The organism is Bacillus sp. OTU530 (assembly GCF_038440375.1).
Genome location: NZ_JASATP010000017.1, coordinates 66723 through 86853, shown reverse-complemented (window position 1 = coordinate 86853; position 20131 = coordinate 66723). Strand labels below are relative to the sequence as shown.

General features: G+C 43.0%; 20 protein-coding genes and 2 riboswitches. Of the genes, 2 read left to right on the top strand and 18 right to left on the bottom strand.

Translation table 11 applies throughout. From position 1 onward, the window contains the following. Nucleotides 1-127: 127 nt before the first annotated feature. Nucleotides 128-233, bottom strand: a riboswitch (SAM riboswitch). A gap of 473 nt (nucleotides 234-706) precedes the next feature. Together lysA and AAHB12_RS14455 are read right to left on the bottom strand one after the other, a co-directional pair. After that, nucleotides 707-2023 carry a diaminopimelate decarboxylase gene (lysA, locus tag AAHB12_RS14460; protein ID WP_342045749.1) on the bottom strand — a complete coding sequence of 439 codons (1317 nt, stop codon included), beginning with the start codon at nucleotides 2021-2023 and terminating at the stop codon, nucleotides 707-709. Between the two features lie 204 nt (nucleotides 2024-2227). Further along, nucleotides 2228-2408: riboswitch (Lysine riboswitch) on the bottom strand. 157 nt (nucleotides 2409-2565) lie between these two features. Next, nucleotides 2566-2961 (bottom strand): DUF3888 domain-containing protein, encoded by a 396-nt coding sequence (locus tag AAHB12_RS14455; RefSeq protein WP_342045748.1) that lies wholly within the window; start codon nucleotides 2959-2961, stop codon nucleotides 2566-2568. Between the two features lie 221 nt (nucleotides 2962-3182). Between AAHB12_RS14455 and AAHB12_RS14450 the strand changes: the two genes are divergently transcribed. Beyond that, nucleotides 3183-5069, top strand: a complete 1887-nt coding sequence (locus AAHB12_RS14450; RefSeq protein WP_129729176.1) for an LTA synthase family protein — start codon at nucleotides 3183-3185, stop codon at nucleotides 5067-5069. 227 nt (nucleotides 5070-5296) lie between these two features. Next, a complete protein-coding gene (pssA, locus tag AAHB12_RS14445; RefSeq protein WP_129729122.1) occupies nucleotides 5297-5998 on the top strand; it encodes a CDP-diacylglycerol--serine O-phosphatidyltransferase in 702 nt (233 codons plus the stop codon). 5 nt (nucleotides 5999-6003) lie between these two features. On the opposite strand, the gene AAHB12_RS14440 is transcribed toward pssA, so the two are convergent. The 16 genes from AAHB12_RS14440 to ilvB form a co-directional block, all read right to left on the bottom strand. Next, nucleotides 6004-6138 (bottom strand): hypothetical protein, encoded by a 135-nt coding sequence (locus AAHB12_RS14440; RefSeq protein ID WP_281278903.1) that lies wholly within the window; start codon nucleotides 6136-6138, stop codon nucleotides 6004-6006. 255 nt (nucleotides 6139-6393) lie between these two features. Next, a complete protein-coding gene (locus tag AAHB12_RS14435; protein WP_246040288.1) occupies nucleotides 6394-6717 on the bottom strand; it encodes a phosphoribosyl-ATP diphosphatase in 324 nt (107 codons plus the stop codon). A 12-nt stretch (nucleotides 6718-6729) separates the two neighbouring features. Beyond that, nucleotides 6730-7035 (bottom strand): phosphoribosyl-AMP cyclohydrolase, encoded by a 306-nt coding sequence (hisI, locus tag AAHB12_RS14430; protein WP_246040289.1) that lies wholly within the window; start codon nucleotides 7033-7035, stop codon nucleotides 6730-6732. After that, nucleotides 7032-7790 (bottom strand): imidazole glycerol phosphate synthase subunit HisF, encoded by a 759-nt coding sequence (hisF, locus tag AAHB12_RS14425; protein ID WP_129729123.1) that lies wholly within the window; start codon nucleotides 7788-7790, stop codon nucleotides 7032-7034. Before hisF ends, hisI begins: the two co-directional genes overlap by 4 nt. Further along, nucleotides 7784-8503, bottom strand: coding sequence for a 1-(5-phosphoribosyl)-5-[(5-phosphoribosylamino)methylideneamino]imidazole-4-carboxamide isomerase (gene hisA, locus AAHB12_RS14420; protein ID WP_129729124.1), 720 nt, complete (start codon nucleotides 8501-8503; stop codon nucleotides 7784-7786). The genes hisF and hisA overlap by 7 nt, the downstream gene beginning before the upstream one ends. Then, complete coding sequence (hisH, locus tag AAHB12_RS14415; RefSeq protein ID WP_342045761.1) at nucleotides 8476-9105, bottom strand: imidazole glycerol phosphate synthase subunit HisH; 630 nt, start codon at nucleotides 9103-9105, stop codon at nucleotides 8476-8478. Before hisH ends, hisA begins: the two co-directional genes overlap by 28 nt. A 1-nt stretch (nucleotide 9106) precedes the next feature. Further along, nucleotides 9107-9694 (bottom strand): imidazoleglycerol-phosphate dehydratase HisB, encoded by a 588-nt coding sequence (hisB, locus tag AAHB12_RS14410; protein WP_129729126.1) that lies wholly within the window; start codon nucleotides 9692-9694, stop codon nucleotides 9107-9109. Further along, on the bottom strand, nucleotides 9691-10992 hold the full coding sequence (hisD, locus tag AAHB12_RS14405; RefSeq protein ID WP_342045747.1) for a histidinol dehydrogenase: 1302 nt from the start codon (nucleotides 10990-10992) through the stop codon (nucleotides 9691-9693). The genes hisB and hisD overlap by 4 nt, the downstream gene beginning before the upstream one ends. A gap of 12 nt (nucleotides 10993-11004) precedes the next feature. Further along, a complete protein-coding gene (gene hisG / locus AAHB12_RS14400; protein ID WP_129729128.1) occupies nucleotides 11005-11640 on the bottom strand; it encodes an ATP phosphoribosyltransferase in 636 nt (211 codons plus the stop codon). Next, a complete protein-coding gene (locus AAHB12_RS14395) occupies nucleotides 11616-12878 on the bottom strand; it encodes an ATP phosphoribosyltransferase regulatory subunit (protein WP_129729129.1) in 1263 nt (420 codons plus the stop codon). Before AAHB12_RS14395 ends, hisG begins: the two co-directional genes overlap by 25 nt. A 687-nt stretch (nucleotides 12879-13565) precedes the next feature. Further along, the gene (gene leuD, locus AAHB12_RS14390) at nucleotides 13566-14132 is read right to left on the bottom strand and encodes a 3-isopropylmalate dehydratase small subunit (RefSeq protein WP_129729130.1); all 567 of its coding nucleotides are present in this window, start codon (nucleotides 14130-14132) and stop codon (nucleotides 13566-13568) included. Next, nucleotides 14110-15504 (bottom strand): 3-isopropylmalate dehydratase large subunit, encoded by a 1395-nt coding sequence (gene leuC, locus AAHB12_RS14385; protein ID WP_342045746.1) that lies wholly within the window; start codon nucleotides 15502-15504, stop codon nucleotides 14110-14112. The genes leuD and leuC overlap by 23 nt, the downstream gene beginning before the upstream one ends. Next, nucleotides 15504-16574: a 3-isopropylmalate dehydrogenase gene (gene leuB / locus AAHB12_RS14380; protein WP_129729132.1), complete on the bottom strand. Its 1071-nt coding sequence runs from the start codon at nucleotides 16572-16574 to the stop codon at nucleotides 15504-15506. Before leuB ends, leuC begins: the two co-directional genes overlap by 1 nt. 317 nt (nucleotides 16575-16891) lie before the next feature. Then, entirely contained in the window at nucleotides 16892-17899 is a 1008-nt protein-coding gene (gene ilvC / locus AAHB12_RS14375; RefSeq protein ID WP_342045745.1) for a ketol-acid reductoisomerase, read from the bottom strand. A 20-nt stretch (nucleotides 17900-17919) separates the two neighbouring features. Beyond that, entirely contained in the window at nucleotides 17920-18435 is a 516-nt protein-coding gene (gene ilvN, locus AAHB12_RS14370; RefSeq protein ID WP_129729134.1) for an acetolactate synthase small subunit, read from the bottom strand. Continuing rightward, nucleotides 18432-20129 (bottom strand): acetolactate synthase large subunit, encoded by a 1698-nt coding sequence (gene ilvB, locus AAHB12_RS14365; protein WP_342045744.1) that lies wholly within the window; start codon nucleotides 20127-20129, stop codon nucleotides 18432-18434. The genes ilvN and ilvB overlap by 4 nt, the downstream gene beginning before the upstream one ends. Between the last annotated feature and the right edge of the window lie 2 nt (nucleotides 20130-20131).

The window sequence follows — 20131 nt, the reverse complement described above, 5'->3', positions numbered from 1 at the left end:
CTATATTCCACTGCTATGTAGGAAGGAGCTGTCTTGTTCCGACGCTGCAGTAACCTTCCTAAAATACTCCCTATCCGTTTGCACTAAAAAAATCTTTCCATTTCGAAAAGACTTTCGAGGCGTCTTAACCTTATCTCTCAAAATGAGATTCCATTTTGACGGATTAGCACCTTGCATACATGCAGGTTGCCGGGTTTCATCGGGCCGTGTCCCTTCACCTCTCTGGATAAGTAATTAATTTGTATTGTATCACAATTACAGCTAATTGCAATCCTAGTTTTCTGATATGAATTATATTTTAAAAGAATTTTTGAAAATATGAAAATATATTGCAGTACACTTCTGATAAAGTTTATATGTTACTATTGCTCTGAAAACGCAGTAAGCCACCGTTTCTTCTCTATTGTAGGCGCCTTCTGCTATTACTTTTCCCTGTTTTCCAAAACTACACTTTCTCTTTCAATAAACATACAATTCCGAGTAAGTGAATAGGGAATTCATGTATTTCTGCCTGAAGCAACGGTTGCTCTGTAGGTTTGCACAGCTTGCTTTACCTCGGGAACAAAGCAAATGATAAGCACTTTTTCCGCGAAGGTCCCCTTGTGCGCAAGACTTGCGGCGATACAATTATGTTAATTTCTTACAAAAATAGGCGAACAACGTACTGTTGTCCGCCTATTTTTTAATTTTTTTCATCCTCTTGCTTTCATACGAGCTCACTTGCTCGAATACGATCCTTTTGTACAAGGTCTTCTAATGTTTCCCGCTCCACAACAACTTGCGCTTTTCCGTCCTTTGCAAATACAACTGCAGGGCGCGCGATACGGTTATAGTTATTTGCCATTGAATATCCGTATGCCCCTGTGCAAGAAATCGCAAGTAAATCCCGTGACGCCGCTTCTGGAAGCTCTATATCCCAAAGCAGCATATCGCCGCTTTCGCAGCACTTGCCGGCAATCGATACAACTTCCTTCGACTCTTCATTTGCTCGATTCGCCAAAATTGCCTCATACTTTGCACCGTACAACGCAGGGCGTATATTATCTGTCATTCCGCCATCCACGGCCACGTATTTACGAATACCTGGGATGTCTTTAATAGAACCGATTGTATACAACGTTGTGCCAGCATCACCGACGATGCTGCGGCCTGGCTCAATCCAAATTTCCGGCAGAGGATAATTACGCTGTGTAAACTGCTCGCGCACCGCATCAGTCATCTCTTTAATATATTGTACGGCTGGGAGCGGCGTATCGCCTTCTGTATAGCGAATGCCAAAACCGCCTCCGAGATTTAAAATCGGCATTGTATGTCCTGTTTCGGAGCGAACAGTATCTACAAATGTTGCTAATACTTCGACTGCACGAACAAATCCATCCGTTTCAAAAATTTGGGAACCGATATGAGAATGGATGCCAAGCACATTGTAGTACGGCTTCGTTACAGCATGCTTCACCGCCTGCAGCGCCTGTCCGCTAGAAACGCCAAAACCAAACTTTGAATCATCCTGACCTGTTGTAATATACTCGTGTGTATGCGCCTCAACACCCGGTGTTACACGCAGCAAAATATTCACCTTTTGCTCACGCTCTTGCGCTAAATCATGAAGAACCTCTAACTCAAAGAAGTTATCAACAACAAAGCAGCCAATATTTGCTTCAAGTGCCATTACTAATTCTTCTTCTGTTTTATTATTGCCGTGAAAATGAATGCGCCCTGCTGGGAAACCGGCTTGCAGCGCCGTATACAATTCTCCACCAGACACAACATCTAAAGACATGTTTTCCTCTGCAGCTAAACGGCTCATTTCCATGCACAAAAATGCCTTACTTGCGTATGCGACTTGGTAGGAGAATCCGCTCTCCTGAAACGCACGGTTATACGCACGGCATTTTTCTCGAATTAAAGCTTCATCATATACATAAAGCGGTGTAGCATATGTTTTTGCTAATTCCGTCGTGTCACAGCCCCCGATTTCTAAATGTCCCTTTTCATTAATTCTGCTTGTACCGTGCAAATACACCTAAATTTCCCCCTTATTTATACGTTCTGCACACCTACATCCATTTCTCAAAAGAAAAGGAAACAGTGAAGCTAAGAACACAATCCATTTTATTTGTATAAACAAAAAACGCGCCGAACTGCTATGTTCACACGCGTTTCTTACAGAAAATGACTACTTCAAACTATGCGCCCTACATATTTTCATATAAGAAACCGCATCAGCATCTCTAATAGCTCCTCACAAGACGTACTTGTGACAGTTCCACACTTATTCAGTGCAGACCCAGCAACAAAACATGGCAGCTGTTTTGCCGCTTCGGCAGTTACCCCTTTCGCGCTGCGCTCTTTAATCCTACCCGACTTCACACAGCCTACTCTTGACTCCTGCAGCCTCTATTCGCGAGAACAGATGAGGCCGTTGTATTTATTTTTGCTGATATTAAAGATAGCAGAGAAAAATGTACATTGTCAAATACTTTTTCAGCAACTCATTCACATTTATGTAGAAAAGTGAAATATTATGCAGTCCTTCAAGAAGCAGGCACAAAGGTCCTCTCATTCCTACACTGGCTTTCGGCATGCCAAATTTGTGCTATCAGGCAATCGCGTTAGCTTCGTGCTTTTCACCTCCCATTCCCCCTGTTCATTATCAAACGTAATCCTTACCTTCTCAAAGGGAGGCTCCGGCTTTCCCTGCGGCTTCTGATGATATGTAATCACCTCAATGGAGGATTGAAACAGATACGTACCACTGTAAAGCTTCTTCATCTCTACAATTTTCGGACAATCATACTTCTTTTGCTCTCCATAAGACTTTTGAATTGCCTCATTGATTTGCGGAAATAACACAGAAAAAAAAGCATCCTCCAGCATAGGAAATGATGGCGCACTCGCCAATGCGGCCGAACTGCTGTATAGGAAAAAGCATGTGACTGCAGCACACATTCGTTTGTTCATCTTCTCCCTCCAAACTGTCGTATCCGTAAATATTGTACCCAATCTATATTTTTTCATAGAAGTGTCCAAAATCATCCACAACACCTGTTTGTTTTTATATAATAATTAACGTAATAAAGACAATATAAAGCAAGGCATTATGAATAGAGCATGTCCCTGCTTACATATATATGTATACAAATAAAGAATATATTTGCTAGCCTTCATCGGAGAGGAGCTTGATCATGAATACATTATTTAGGAAGGTGCGCTTTACCCTTTTGGCAGCCACTCTTCTTTGGCTAAAGACGTATGTAGTATATAAGCTTGCGTTTGATATAAACATTGAGAACGCATTTGAGGAAGCCATTCTCTTTCTTAATTCGATTAGTACACTTCTACTGTTTTTGGGGATTGCTCTATTAACTGATACATACCGAAACGTCTATGTTATACTCATTAGCTTTCTTTTATCTGTATTATTGTTTTCAAATGCAATATTTTATGGCTTCTTTAATGATTTTGTAACATTACCTGTTGTATTTCAAACAAATAATATGGCTGACCTTGGCACAAGTATCCGTGAGTTGATGACATACAAAACATTATTTATGTTTGTTGACCTCTTCATTTTGCTATTTGTTTCTCGAAGGTTCCCACGCTTTGCCGATGTCTCTCCTCTTACAAAAAAAGAAAAATCTATTTATTTTCTGGGGGCGGCTTCGTTGTTTTTATTCCATGTAACGGTGGCTGAAGTCTATAGGCCTCAGTTATTTGCGCGTTCATTTGATAGAAAAATGATTGTCAAAAATCTCGGTCTTTACACATATCATCTCTATGATATTGTTCTGCAATCCAGATCATCCGCACAACGAGTGTTTGCAAGCAGCAATACGTTTGCAGAAATTGAAAACTACGTAAAAGTAAAGGACAAGGGAAGCAATCCAGCTATGTTTGGTGTTGCCAAAGGGAAAAATGTGATTTTAATTTCCATGGAATCCACGCAAAGCTTTGTCATTAATCGAAAAATAAACGGTGAGGAAATTACGCCATTTCTAAATAGCTTTATAGAAGAAAGCTACTATTTTGATCAGTTTTATCATCAAACAGGACAAGGTAAAACATCGGATGCTGAGTTTACTATCGAAAACTCGCTTTATCCACTTGATCGTGGCTCCGTATTTTTTACACATTTTAACAATGAATATACAGCAACACCTGAAATACTAAAAGATTACGGTTACTTTTCAGCTGTGTTCCACTCTAATGATAAAACATTTTGGAATCGCGATCTCATGTATCCATCACTTGGATACGACCGCTATTACCATCAACAGGATTTCGTTGGTACGCAGCAAAATTCCGTCGGCTGGGGACTGAAAGACAAAGACTTCTTTACACAATCCATCTCGTATTTAAAGGAGCTGCCACAGCCATTTTATACAAAGTTTATTACGCTAACCAATCATTTTCCATTTACCATTGACCCGAAGGACCGTCTCATTGAGGAGTATAATTCAGAGAGTGAGATTGTCAATCGATATTTCCCGACCGTACGGTATACAGATGAAGCAATAAAATATTTTGTCCAGCGTCTGAAAGAGGAAGGACTGTATGACAATACAATCATTGTCATTTATGGAGATCATTACGGTATTTCTGAAAACCATAATGCAGCTATGGCACAGTTTCTTGGCAAAAACGAAATCACACCTGTTGATTCGATGCAGCTGCAGCGTGTTCCGCTGATCATCCATATTCCAAAGCAGTCCGGGCAAACTATTTCCAAGGTATCTGGACAAATCGATGTAAAGCCGACTCTCCTTCATCTGCTTGGAGTTTCAACAACGAACAGCACGGAATTTGGAACAGACCTGTTTATTAAAGAGAAAGATCCGCTTGTTGTTATGCGCGATGGCAGTTTCATCACAAATGATTACGTATATACAAAAAATATTTGCTACGCGAAACAGACAGGTGTGCCGATTGAAGAACAACTATGCGAACCATATAAACAAAAAACCAAAATTGAGCTGAGGAATTCAGATAAGCTTATTTACGGAGATTTACTTCGTTTCGATCCTAGCAACAAACGAAATACAGGAACGATGACAACAATATTAGAGTAATTATGACGATCTGCTTGCTGTGGGGCGAAAAAGAAGGGACGTAGCATCCCTTCTTTTTTGTCCTATATACAACCTTTATCTTCATATTTTACTATAAACAATAAATTGAATCCTTTTTTCCATTAAGGGAATTTTATGGTATGAGATTCTAAAAGTGTGTTATGATAAGTTGAACAAACTGTTGTACACCAAAGAAAAAAATTAAAAAGAAAGCAAGGGATCACACATTGTACAGAGCAGCCATTCCGAATTTATTTACACTCGGAAATTTATACAGCGGTTTTCTATCTATCGGCTACGCATCTATTGGGCATTACAGGTCAGCTGCCATTCTCGTCTTAATTGGCATGATGCTCGATAGTCTCGACGGACGGATTGCCCGCTTGCTGCGAGTTGATTCCCCTCTTGGAAAAGAATTGGATTCTCTCGCAGATGTAGTGACATTTGGAGCAGCACCTGCCCTCTTAATGTACTATACCTCTTTTTCACAATACGGTGTTGCCGGATTGTACATAGCCGGACTGTTTCCGTTATTTGGTGCGTACCGCTTAGCTCGTTTTAATGTAACAGCAACTGCAACATCCTTAAAGTATTTCACAGGTGTTCCAATTACAGCGGCAGGGGGAATTGTAGCATTTCTCACATTATTTTCTCGCGTGATTCCAAACATTGTACTCATTCTCATTTTTATCATCTTTGCTATCTTGATGGTAAGCCGCATTCAAATTCCAAGCTTAAAGGATATACCAATTCCAAAATATAGTATCATTGTCACACTATTTTTGATTGCAATTATTTTCACCTTGTATAAACGAGAGATAAACCGCATGCCAGAATTTTTGTTCATTGCTATTCCTCTCTACATTCTTTACATGCTATCGCAGTTTTTACGACGCAGACATTTTGAAAAGAGTAGCAATAAAAAATAATCCCCTCACGCGAGGGGATTATTTTTATTGCTATCTTGCGTATTGCTTTTATTGTTCTTTTTCGTAGTTGTATCTTTTTCTGTACCGTAATGATAGTTAGTCAATTTACCCGTATCTCTGTACTGCTCATTTTCGCTCATACATAATTGCCTCCTTCATGATACTTCGCTCTTAGTTTAAACCAAAACCGCTAGTTCACGAATGGCATTATTTCCCTATCGCTGCAATACAGATTGCTCAGGCGGCTTCATAATCCGTTTGCGTTTTTCAAACGTTGCAATCTCCGTAAAGCCATGACGAAGCAATGTTTCCACATTTTGTGCCACATAGCTGCCGGTATCATCTGGGTAGTGTGAATCAGAGGAAACTGTAATCGGAACCTGGTGCTTCGCCGCCTACAGGCTCTCGATTTCTTTTCGATCTGCTGTCTTAGACAGCTTTCCTTGCCTGCGCTCTAGCTCCTTCTTTACGTCCTCAAGCGCAATCCCCTTCTCAGCAAGGAGAACAAGGCAATGAAAAGTTAAATCGGCAATTTCATACACGAGCTCTTCCTTATCATTATTTTTTGCTGCAATTAGAACCTCGGTAGCTTCTTCGCCTACTTTTTTTAAGATTTTATCTTCGCCTTTTGTAAACAAGTAATTTGTGTACGACTCCGCTACTGGATTGTTTTTCCGGTCTACAATAGTTTCGTACAATGCACGCAGTATATCTGTCATTTTCTTTTCCTCCTATAGCACCTTCGTAAAGAAACAAGTGCGGCTTCCCGTATGGCATGCCGGTCCAATTTGATTTACACGCACAAGCAATGTATCTTGGTCACAATCCAAGTACATTTCTTTTACATGCTGAAAATGCCCAGACGTTTCTCCTTTATTCCACAATTTATTGCGGGAACGGGAAAAAAACCATGTTGTTTTTGTTTCTAATGTTTTAGCATAGGATTCTTCATTCATATAGCCGAGCATGAGCACATCATTCGTTGTATCATCAATAATAACAGCAGGCAATAGTCCTTTAGAGAAATCCGGCTTCATCGTCTCACCTCAATGCGCGCCTTGGCAAGTTCTTCTTTTGTTTCTGCAATCGTCGTTTCTCCATAATGATAAATCGACGCTGCTAATGCTGCATCCACTGATGTTTCCTGGAATACTTCTACAATATGACCATTATTGCCGCAGCCGCCTGATGCAATGACTGGGATTGTAACCGCCTGGCAAACAGCCTCCGTTAATTCTAAATCATAGCCTTGCTTTGTACCATCTGCATCCATGCTTGTCAGCAAGATCTCACCCGCACCAAGCTCTTCCGCCTTTTTTGCCCACTCTAGTACGTCAAGGCCCGTATCGATACGACCGCCGCTTACAAACACATTCCACTTACCGTCAGAAACGCGCTTTGCATCAATCGCTACGACGATACATTGTGCTCCAAAATGCTCAGCACCCTCTGCAATCAGCTGTGGATTACGAACCGCTGCAGAGTTTAGGGAAATTTTGTCCGCACCGGCACGCAATAGATTATACATCTCTTCAACTGAACCAATGCCGCCGCCAACTGTTAATGGAATAAATACTTCAGCCGCTGTGCGCTCTACAACGTCAATCATCGTTTTGCGCCCTTCATGCGTTGCTGTAATATCTAAAAATACAAGCTCGTCCGCTCCAGCCCGGTTGTAAATTTCCGCAATCTCCACTGGATCCCCAACGTCTGCCAGCCCGACGAAATTTACACCCTTTACCACGCGTCCATTTTTCACATCTAAACAAGGGATAATGCGCTTCGTTAACATACCGCCACCGCCTGCAGCGCTTCTTCTAGCGCGAATTTCCCTTCGTATAAAGCTTTACCAGTAATCACACCATACAGGTTCATTTCATGTAAGTTTTTAATATCCTCTAGGGAGCTTACACCGCCAGATGCAACGATATCAACATTCACTGCATCCTGCAAAGCCTTAAGCTGCTCAAGATTTGGACCCGTAAGTGTTCCATCTCGAGAAATATCAGTAAAAATAATTGTTTTTACTCCCATTTCCTCCATTTGCTTTGCAAGTGTGATGTAATGAACATCTGATACATCAAGCCAGCCTCTTGTCGCAACTAATTCATCCTTTGCATCAATGCCAACAACAATGCGCTCCCCGTACTTATCAAGAGCCTCCTGCAAAAATGCTGGATTTAAAAGTGCAGCTGTGCCGATAATAACACGTGATACACCAACTGATAATAATGCTTCAATTGTTTCCATCGAGCGAATGCCGCCGCCCACTTGAACAGGAATCTTTAATGTACGTGCAATACTTTCAATTACAGGTAAATTCGTTGGTGTACCATCTAATGCACCATCTAAGTCGACAAGGTGAAGGAATGGAGCACCTAATTTTTCAAATACAATCGCTTGCTCAAGCGGATTTTCGTTTACAACGGTTTCCTGTTGAAATTGTCCTTGATATAAGCGAACACAACGTCCATTTTTTAAGTCAATTGCTGGGAAGATGAGCATGTTTCGACCAACTCCTTAAAGTTTTGTAACATTTTTAATCCAACGTCGCTGCTTTTTTCCGGATGGAATTGTGCACCGTAAATATTTCCCTTAGAAACAACACCTGGTACAAACACACCATAGTCGCTTCCTGCCACTATCACATCATTTGCTGTATCTGCATAAAAGGAGTGGACATAATATACATATGGATTTCCTGTAAGACCTTGCAATAATGGTGACTCTTGCTTCGTCTCTAACGCGTTCCAGCCCATATGCGGAATTTTGCGGCCCGCAGGCAGTTTGCGTACTGTCCCCGGAAGTAAGCCAAGACCCTCTGTAAATTCAATTTCCTCACTTGCCTCAAATAATAGCTGCATCCCTAGACAAATGCCCAACACCGGCTTGCCAGAGGCTGCTTGCTCTTTAATAAGAGAAATTAATCCGCGCTCCTCTAGCTCCTTCATTGCTTTCGGAAACGCACCAACGCCTGGCAAAACGATTCCGTCGCTTTGACGGATTGTTTCCGGGTTATCGGTAATTTCACATGTTACGCCAATATGCTCCAGTGCCTTTGAAACGCTGCGCAAGTTCCCCATTCCATAATCAATAATGGCGATCATATTACAACATTCCCTTCGTTGAATTGATGCCGGTAATCTTTTCATTAATCGCTACCGCTTCCGATAAAGCACGGCCGAATGCCTTAAACAACGCCTCAATTTTATGATGCGTGTTTGTTCCATACAGCACGCGCGCATGAAGTGTGATACCTGCATTAAAGCTAACAGCACGGAAAAATTCCTCTGTTAACTCAGTATCATATGTTCCAAGGCGGTGATTTGTAAGCTCTGCATCAAATACTAAAAACGGACGTGCGCTAATATCTAATGAAACAAAGCCCAATGCTTCATCCATTGGAACGTAGGACGTGCCATATCGATTAATTTGCTTTTTGTCACCAAGTGCTTCCTTGATGCACATCCCGATAACAATACCTACATCCTCTACTGTATGGTGAGAATCGATGTGTAAGTCTCCATTTGCCCGTACCTTTAGTCCAATACGTCCGTGTCTAGCAAAAGCTGTAAGCATATGGTCAAAAAAGCCGACCCCTGTCTCAATGCTCACTTCTGCTGGATTGTCTAAATCAATTGATACGGTAATATCTGTTTCTGATGTTACCCGTGAAAACTCTGCTGTCCGTGTCATTCATCTGCTCCCCCTTTTTCCTCAAAGCGAATCGAAATCGCACGCGCATGAGCCTGCAGACCTTCTTTTTCCGCTAAGATAACAATTTGATCCTTTACTTGCTCTAACGCCTCTCTTGTATACGATAAAAAGCTTGATTTTTTCACAAAATCATCAACGGATAGCGCGGAGAAAAAGCGCGCAGTTCCGCTCGTTGGCAGCACATGATTCGGTCCGGCGAAATAATCACCAAGCGGTTCTGGTGCGTACGGTCCAATAAAGATGGAGCCAGCATGCTGGATATCCGCAAGAGCCGTCATCGGCTCATGAATATGAAGTTCTAAATGCTCAGGAGCAATTTCATTGGATACCGCAAATGCTTCCTGCAGTGAATCCACGACAACAATTGCGCCGTTCGCCTCAATAGAGGCTCTAGCAATATCCGCACGCGGCAACTCCTGCAATTGTCGCTCTACTTCCTGCTTTACCTGCTGCGCAAGCTCCTTATGTGTTGTAATCAGAATCGCTGTCGCATTCGTATCATGCTCTGCCTGCGACAATAAATCCGCTGCAATAAACGATGCGTTTCCTGTTTCGTCGGCAATGACGACAATTTCAGACGGTCCCGCAATCATATCAATGTTAACAGCACCAAATACAGCACGCTTTGCTAGCGCTACATACATATTGCCTGGTCCAACAATTTTGTCAACGCGCGGAATCGATTCGGTTCCATACGCGAGCGCTGCGACTGCCTGTGCGCCGCCGATGCTGTAAATCTCATCTACACCTGCAATATGGGCAGCAGCTAAAATATGAGGGTTCACACCATCCTTTCCTGGCGGTGTCACCATCACAATCCGCTTCACTCCTGCAATTTTGGCAGGAAGCACATTCATTAATACAGAAGAAGGGTATGCAGCCGTACCACCTGGCACATACACGCCTACCGTATGAAGCGGTCGAATTAATTGTCCTCGTATAATACCCTTTGTATCTGCATCCACAAAGCCTTGTCGCTTTTGCTTCTCATGGTATGATACGATATTACGCTTTGCACCCTCTAAAGCTTCTAAAAAGGAGGAATCAACAGATTCTACTGCGCGTTCTATTGCTTCTGTTGAGACGCGAAATGATGCTAGCTCTACTCCATCGAATCGACTCGTATATTCACGCAGCGCTTCATCCTTACGCGTCTTGATATCTGTGATAATGCGCTCTACCGCTTCCGTTGCAGTTTTTTCCACTCGTCCCGCTTCTTCCCGAAGCACAGTCATATCATTTAGAATACTGGAAATATCTCCGTATAAAATTTTCAAGCTGCGTCCTCCTTACACCCGTGCTGACAGATGCTCTTCAATTTGCGTAATAATTGAAAACATCTCATCTTTTTTCATTTTTAAGGAAGCTTTATTTGCAATGAGACGTGCTGAAATATCGCAAATATCTTCAAAGACAATTAAACCATTTTCCCGTAATGTTGCCCCTGTTTCGACAATATCAACAATCGCATCTGCAAGGCCAAGAAGGGGGGCAATTTCTACAGAGCCTTCTATCTTGATAATTTCTACATCCTCGCCTTTGCGGCGGAAATACGCAGACGCAACATTTGGATATTTCGTTGCAATTGTTTTCTTTTTATAACTATCAGGGTTATAAGAAGGAATCGATGCCACGCTGAACTTACAACGGCCAATTCCTAAGTCTACCATTTCGTATAATTCCTTTTCATTCTCCATTATCACATCTTTTCCGACGATACCAATATCAGCAACGCCATGCTCAACATACGTAAGCACATCGACTGCCTTTACGAGAATAAAGGAGACATTTGCGTTATGACTGTGAAAAACAAGCTTTCTTCCTTTATCCTTTAATTCCGAGCAATCAATACCGATTTTCTCGAGAAGTGGAACAATCTGCTTTTCCAGTCTCCCTTTTGTCAACGCGATTTGAATGTGACGCATGAGGTTTCTCCCTCCTTTTCCAGCTCCCATTTTTCTTTCCAAGCGTACTCCTTAAGCTTACCACCTGATGTATCAACGACAGCGGCAACCTTATTTGCTCTTGCAAAGCTAAATGTCTCCTCGAGCGAAGACATCATAGATAACTCGGTCTTTACACCTTCTTTAATGTATAAAGCGCGAAGCCTTTCTGCTTCTTCAATTGTTTCCAATGAATAATGGATCAGCACCTCTGTTGGTTCTTCTTTTGAAGGCGGATTCTGCTCCTTAAGCACCCGTACAATTTGATCTACCTCAAGGGCAAGTCCAGTCGCTGGAAGGGACTCTCCAAAGTGCTCCATTAATTCATCATAACGACCACCGCTTAAAATTTCATCTCCAACCTCATGGGCGTAACCACGGAAAATGACCCCAGTATAGTAATCAAGGTTTTGAATCATGCCTAAGTCTACGGATATGTAATGACCGTATCCTAGCCGTTCCACCGTTTCATATATATCACGAACGCGCTGAATCGCTTCCTTCATTTCTGCATTGGCAGCCAAACTCTCAGCTTCGTCAATCACGTCTAAACCGCCAAATAAGCGGGGCAAACGCTGAAGCAGCTGAACGGTTTCATCGTTTTGGTCAAATTTCTTCTCCTCTAAAAATTGAGAGAGTCCTGTATAGCTCTTGTTTTCGATATATTCACGTAAAATCGCCTCATCTTCCTCTGTTAAGGAAAGCTTTTTGACGATAGACTTGTAGAGTTTCACCTGACCAATCTCGATTTTGAATTGTGTGAGGCCTACATCCTGCAATGCTGTAATTGCGCTCACAATGCATTCAATCTCCGCACGCAAATTATCAACGCCAATAATTTCAATCCCAGTTTGCGTTAATTCATTGTACTTTCCTGTCATGCTTTTGTTCGCACGAAAAATATTTCCACTATATGTGAGCTTGAGCGGCGGCTTCATCATCGTAGAGCCTACTACCCGGGCAATTGGAATCGTCATATCAGGACGAAGCACTAAAATACGACCGTGATGATCAAAAAATTTGTACATTTTTTCTTCATCTATTGGGCGATTACGGAAGGAAAACACATCATAAAACTCAATTGTTGGCGTACGCACCTCTTCATAACCACGCGATATAAACACACGGCGCAGGCGCTGTTCAATTTCTTCCTTTAATGTGCACTCTTCAAATAAAACGTCCCTCGTTCCGCTTGGATTTGCTCGTTTCCACTTTGTCATCAAAACACCCCTTATCTTTCGAAACGAAAGTTGCTACCTAAAAGATACAGAGGAACGAAAGGTATGTCAAATAGTTTCGAGCCGAAAGAAAGGAAAGAATGTCGGAATCTGTCCTGTAAAGAAAACTCGCCGACTGGCAAGCCCCGCTCCCCTGGTGAAGACAGAGGCGTAGTTGCGCCCTTATACTTCATTCCTAAAATTTATCGCTACGTCTAATTGGCATCTAGCTAGAAATTTATACTTTCCTAAAGTGTAAAAAAGTGGGCTTGACACATTCAGTCTCATCAAGGAAAAACGGACATGGTCCGCCCTTGCCCCTGCGGGAGAATATTCTTTGACACACAAGGCATTGTTTCCTTTTTATGCCAAAAGTTATTCTACAGCTCAGAACAGGTCCGCATCCAAAAAGCTTTCTTATCTTTTAAAATATCCAGCACACAAAACGTGCAGTTCTACGAAGCCCACTCATAAAAAGTTCCCTTATGTTCCTCACGATCCAAGGTGCTCTTCTTCTTTGCATAGCCAAGAATCCTTTGCCGGATGGATCTAGGTTTATCAAGACAACCAGCTGATTGACAAGCCATTAGGCGAAGGCAGAAGTGTAATTGCACTTTGCTCCTAAAATTCCCTACAAGTGTAAAGAAAAACCTTCAATTGGCCTATGCCGCATTGAAGGTTTTCTACACTTTATACGCGTTGTTCGTACAGAGCGATTTCTTTCTCGTATTGAAGAGTAACAGCAATATCATCTAAGCCTTTTAACAGCTTTTCACGCCAAACCGGTTCAATAGAGAAAGAGAAAGTTTCATCTCCTGCTGTAACAGTTTGTTCTTCAAGGTTTACCTCAATCTCAACATCAGCAGCAAGAGAAGCAAGCTTCTTACGTGCAGATTCATCAAGAACAACCGGAAGAATTCTATTTTTTGTACAGTTCATATAAAAAATATCAGCAAAGCTTCCAGCAATAACCACTGAAAAACCATAGTCGGCTAACGCCCATGGCGCGTGCTCACGGGAAGAACCGCACCCGAAGTTTTCTCCAGAGACAAGAATCGTAGCGCCTTTTCGTTGGTTTAACGGAAATTCTGGATTATCGCTGCGATCATCCAGATAACGCCATTCATCAAATAAAAACTCACCAAAACCTGTACGCTCAATGCGTTTTAAATATTGCTTCGGGATAATTTGATCCGTATCAATATTATCATTCATTAATGCTACTACTGTTCCCTTATGCGTAAGAAACGGCTGCATGGTGCTCCTCCTTTCGAATGTCAACGAAACGTCCGTGTACAGCTGCTGCCGCAGCCATTGCTGGGCTGACTAGATGTGTACGTGCGCCTTTTCCTTGACGTCCTTCAAAGTTACGGTTAGAAGTAGATGCACAATGCTCACCTGCTGGCACTTGGTCTGGGTTCATTCCAAGACACATAGAGCAGCCTGCTTCACGCCATTCAAAACCTGCTTCAATAAATACCTCATGAAGCCCTTTTTTCATCGCTTCATTACGCACCTGCTTTGAACCAGGAACAACAAGAGCCCGCACTCCTTCTTTTACCTTTTTCCCTTTGATAAAGGAAGCTGCTTCCTCCAGGTCAGAAAGGCGAGAGTTTGTACAGGAGCCGATAAATACGTGCTGCACTTCAATATCCTCAACCTTTTGTCCTGGTGTAAGACCCATATATTCGTAAGCACGCTCATCATTCACATCAGCAGCTGGTGGAAGCACTGCATCTATACTTACACCCATGCCAGGATTTGTTCCCCAAGTCACGTACGGAGCAAGGTTAGATACATCCACAGTTACGTGGCGATCGTAGACAGCATCCTCGTCTGTAAAAAGTGTTTTCCAGTCTTCTACAGCTTTTTCGAAATTCTCTGGAGCGAAAGGACGGCCTTTTACGTAAGCGAATGTCGTTTCGTCAGGTGCAATCAATCCCGCTTTTGCCCCGCCTTCAATCGCCATGTTACAAAGCGTCATTCGCTCTTCCATCGTCATATTTTCAATTGCTTCTCCGTAGAACTCAATCACGTGCCCTGTTCCCATGGAAACGCCGTACATCGCAAGCAAATGTAAAATAATATCTTTAGAGTACACACCTTTTGCAAGCTTGCCTTTCAGTTCCACACCCATTGACTTTGGCTTCTTTTGCCAAAGCGCTTGTGTAGCTAATACATGCTCAACCTCGCTTGTCCCAATACCAAACGCCAGAGCGCCAAACGCACCGTGTGTAGAAGTGTGACTGTCACCGCAAACAATTGTTTTGCCCGGCTGAGTTAATCCAAGCTCAGGACCGATTACGTGAACAATCCCTTGGCGCTCGTCATCCATACCGGCAAGAGTCACACCAAATTCCTTACAGTTTGCGCTTAGCGTATCCATTTGCTTCTTCGCAATCTCATCTGTAATATTCCAAACATCCTTTGTCGGAACATTATGATCCATCGTAGCAAAAGTCAAATCAGGTCTTCTTACCTTACGGCCTGCAAGACGAAGCCCTTCAAACGCTTGTGGAGACGTTACTTCGTGGACAAGGTGAAGATCGATATAGATGAGTTCAGACCCGCCTTCAGTTTCCGCTACAACGTGACGTTCCCACAATTTATCGAACAATGTTTTTGCCATTATCTTCCCCTCCCAACTGGTGCTTGCTCCTCCATTGCCTCTAATACAGCATCAGTAAATGACACAGTTGTCTCTGTTCCACCTAAATCACCTGTACGACGGCCTGATCTTAATACAGAGGAGATTGCATTTTCAATCGCCTGTGCTTCTTCTCGTAAACCGAACGATTGCTCAAGCATCATCGCCACCGAGCGAAGCATCGCAATTGGATTTGCTTTACTTTGTCCTGCAATATCAGGAGCTGAACCGTGAATCGGCTCATATAACGATAAACCTGTTTCCGAATGGCTGGCAGACGGCAGCATGCCTAGTGAACCAGCTAATACTGAGGCCTCATCGCTTAAAATATCACCAAATAAATTTTCAGTTACAATTACATCAAAACGACCTGGATGAACGATCAGCTCCATAGCCGCTGCATCTACAAGAAGATGCTCAAGCTGTACATCAGGGTAACGCCCTGACACTTCCTCTGCAACTTCTCTCCACAGCTTACTGGACTCTAACACATTCGCTTTATCAATGGAAGTAACCTTTTTACGGCGTGTTTGAGCAAGCTGGAATGCATATTCTACAATTCTCTCAATTTCTTTTCTTGTGTACGTCAGCGTGTCCGTAGCTTGATCCGCTGTGCGCTCCTTCGGCTGAGAAAAATAAATGCCGCCCGTTAATTCTCGCACGACGACAAAGTGTACATCCTTCGCTGATTCTTCCTTGAGTGGAGATAAATACGCTACCGCTTCATCAACCTCTACAGGACGGACATTTGCATATAATCCAAGTGCCGAACGTAAAGCGAGAAGGCCTTTTTCCGGGCGCTCCGTTGCATTGTCCCATTTCGGACCACCAATTGCTCCTAATAACACTGCATCGCTAGCTAAACAAGCTTCTAACGTTTTAGCAGGAAACGGTTGACCACACTGGTCGATTGCCGCTCCGCCAAATGCTTCGTCTTGCAAATGAAAGCGATGCTCATAGAGACGTTCTGTTAATGTAAGTACCTTTTTGGCACTTTCCATAATTTCCGGGCCAATCCCGTCCCCAGCTAAACAAACGATTGTTTTTTCCATACATGCTCACTCCCTTACGATTTGACGACAGCTGCCAATCTGTTCAGTTTGCCCGCCGCATAAAGTACGCTCGCTTGGAAGCTTCCAGCATGTCCTGCGCTACTCCGAATCCGGAAAGACGTTTTTTCGTTTTATTCCAATTCAACGTGAATAGGCGCAAATGCGTTCGTACCGCAGCGAATTACTGCTTTAACCGCCTATGCCAAGAACAGATTATCCGTTCTTGGCACATGTTGGGCGGAAATTTGAACGCCCGGAAACAGCTACTATAACAATGCAGCTGCTTCACGAAGCGTGTGTATTACTTCTTTGTAGGATTAAACTCCCATTTTCACCTTTGGTTTTACGAATGGCATCATCGCACGAAGCTCGCGGCCTACTACTTCGATTTGGTGTTTGTTGTCCGCTTCGTTAATTGCATTGAAGTTTGGACGACCAGATTTATGCTCTTCGATCCATCCTTTTGCGAATGTTCCATCTTGAATGTCTTTTAAAACGTCTTTCATTGCAGCTTTTGTTGCATCTGTTACAACGCGGTGACCTGTTACGAAGTCGCCCCATTGAGCTGTATCAGAGATAGAGTAGCGCATGTTTTCTAATCCGCCCTCATACATAAGGTCTACGATTAATTTTAATTCATGTAAGCACTCAAAGTATGCAACCTCTGGTTGGTAGCCAGCTTCTACAAGCGTTTCAAATCCTGCTTTTACAAGCGCTGTTGTGCCGCCGCAAAGTACTGCCTGCTCACCGAAAAGATCTGTTTCTGTTTCTTCTTTGAATGTCGTTTCAAGTACACCAGCGCGAGTAGATCCGATTCCATCAGCATAAGATAATGCTTTTTCGCGTGCTGTGCCAGTTGCATCTTGGTATACAGCGAACAATGCAGGAACTGCTCCGCCTTCTACGAACGTACGGCGTACAAGATGTCCTGGACCTTTTGGAGCTACTAGGAATACATCTACATCTGCAGGAGGCTTGATTTCGCCGAAGTGAACGTTAAAGCCGTGCGCGAATACAAGCGCGTTGCCTGCTTCTAGGTTAGGTGCGATTTCTTGGTTGTATACGTCTCCTTGAAGCTCATCTGGAAGCAAGATCATGATTACTTCTGCTGCTTTTGCAGCTTCAGCTACTGTTTTCACTTCGAATCCGTCTTGCACTGCGATATTCCAAGATCTTCCTTGACGAAGACCGATGATTACATCAAAGCCATTGTCACGAAGGTTTTGCGCATGTGCGTGACCTTGGGAACCGTATCCTACGATTGTGATTGTTTTTCCTTTTAATACGTTAGTTTGTACTGCGTCTTGATAATAAACCTTTGCCATGTTAGTGGGCCTCCTAATAATTAGTTAATGAGCATTGCTTGTTGTTTTTCTTGCTTTTTCATGCTGCGAGTAAAAGCTGTAACGCCTGTACGGGCGATTTCTTTTAAGCCATATGGGCGCAGCAATTCAATTAAAGCTTCTACTTTGTCTTGTGTCCCCGTTACCTGTACAACGACAGAATCCTTGCCTACGTCAATAATGGACGCACGGAACGGTTCAACTAAGCTATATATTTCGGAGCGTGTCGCAACCGTAGTCGCTACCTTAATTAAGGCAAGCTCACGGGCGATCATCGATTCATCCGTAATATCTGTTACTTTGAGTACATCAATTTGTTTATTCAGCTGCTTTGTCAGCTGCTCCATTTGCTGTAGATCATCTACATGCACAACAATCGTCATGCGCGATACATCAGGAAATTCGGTATGACCTACGGAGATGCTTTCAATGTTAAATTGTCTTCTTGACATAACACCAGTGATGCGGTTTAGCACTCCGCTTTGGTTGCGGACTGTAGCTGTTACAATGCGCTTCATCCTTCTATTCCCTCCATTTCATGAACACCTTTACCCGGCGCAACCATCGGCATAACCTTCTCCGACTGGATAACACGGCAATCGATAAGCACCGGACCTGGATAGTCCATCGCTTCCTGCAACTGTTGCTTTAGGAGCGCAGGATCTTCGATGCGCACACCGTGAATGCCGTATGCAGCCGCAAGCGCAATGAAGTCAGGCTGGCTTTGAGGCAGGGAATGTGAATAGCGCTTTTGGTAGAATGACTCTTGCCATTGACGTACCATGCCGAGAGCTTCGTTATTAATAATCAAAATTTTAACAGGAAGATCATGATCTTTCAAAACACTTAGCTCCTGAAGCGTCATTTGGAAACCAGCGTCTCCAACAATCGCAACAACAAGCTCATCCGGTTTTCCAAATTGCGCTCCAATAGCGGCAGGGAAGCCAAAGCCCATCGTTCCTAAACCGCCGGATGTTACCCATTTGTCAGGGTTTTTGAACGGATAATATTGTGCAGACCACATTTGGTGCTGACCTACATCCGTTGTGATAATCGCATTTCCTCCTGTTATTTCATGAAGAGCTGCAATCGCTGCCTGCGGTTTAATTGCTTCATCAGTTTCTTTATAAGCAAACGGATATTTTTCTTTTCGATTTTGCTGTAAAACAAGCCATTCCATATGATTTGTCTTAGAGCCGCTCTTCTCAAGTAGTGCCTCTAGCGCAAGCTTCGCTGTTCCAACAATCGGAATTTGTGTTGGAACATTCTTGCTGATTTCAGCTGGATCGATATCAATATGAGCAACCACAGCATTTTGAGCAAAGTGTGCTAAATTTCCAGTTAAGCGATCATCGAAGCGTGCACCAATATTAATCAGTAAGTCACACTCATATAGTGCCATGTTTGCTGCATATGATCCGTGCATGCCGCCCATTCCAAGGAAGAGCGGATCTTCCGGCGGGAATCCGCCTAGGCCAAGCAATGTATGCACAACTGGAATTTGGTACATACGAGCAAAGCGTGTTAATTCTTCAGAAGCTTTTGCATGCAAGACACCCGCTCCTGCTAAAATAACAGGCTTTTCCGCTGTTTGTAATGCTTTAAGCAATTTAGCAATTTGCATGCGATTTGGCTCATAATTTGGCTGATATCCCGGCAAATTAATAGGAGCCTTCTCAAGCACTTCTCCAGCATCTGTTACCATATTTTTTGGCAAGTCAATCACAACAGGACCTGGACGCCCTGTAGATGCGATATGAAACGCCTCTTTGATAATACGCGGTAAGTCTGATACCTTACGCACTTGATAGTTGTGCTTTGTAATCGGTGTTGTTAAACCGATGATATCCGCTTCCTGGAATGCATCTGTTCCGATTACTGTTGATGCTACCTGTCCAGTAAAAACAACGAGTGGTAAAGAATCCATCATCGCATCCGTTAAACCCGTCAATACGTTCGTAGCACCAGGGCCGCTTGTCACAACAACTACCCCTGGCTTTCCTGTAACACGAGCGTATCCTTCAGCAGCGTGGATTGCTCCTTGTTCATGACGCGTTAAAATATGTGGAATTTCAAAGTCATATAAAGCATCGTAAAGAGGAAGAACCGCTCCTCCCGGATACCCAAAAATTACTTCTACGTTCTCCTCTTTCAGCGCCTCAAGCAGAAGCGCTGCCCCTGTAGCCATTTTTTCTTGAGTTTGTTGGGACATCG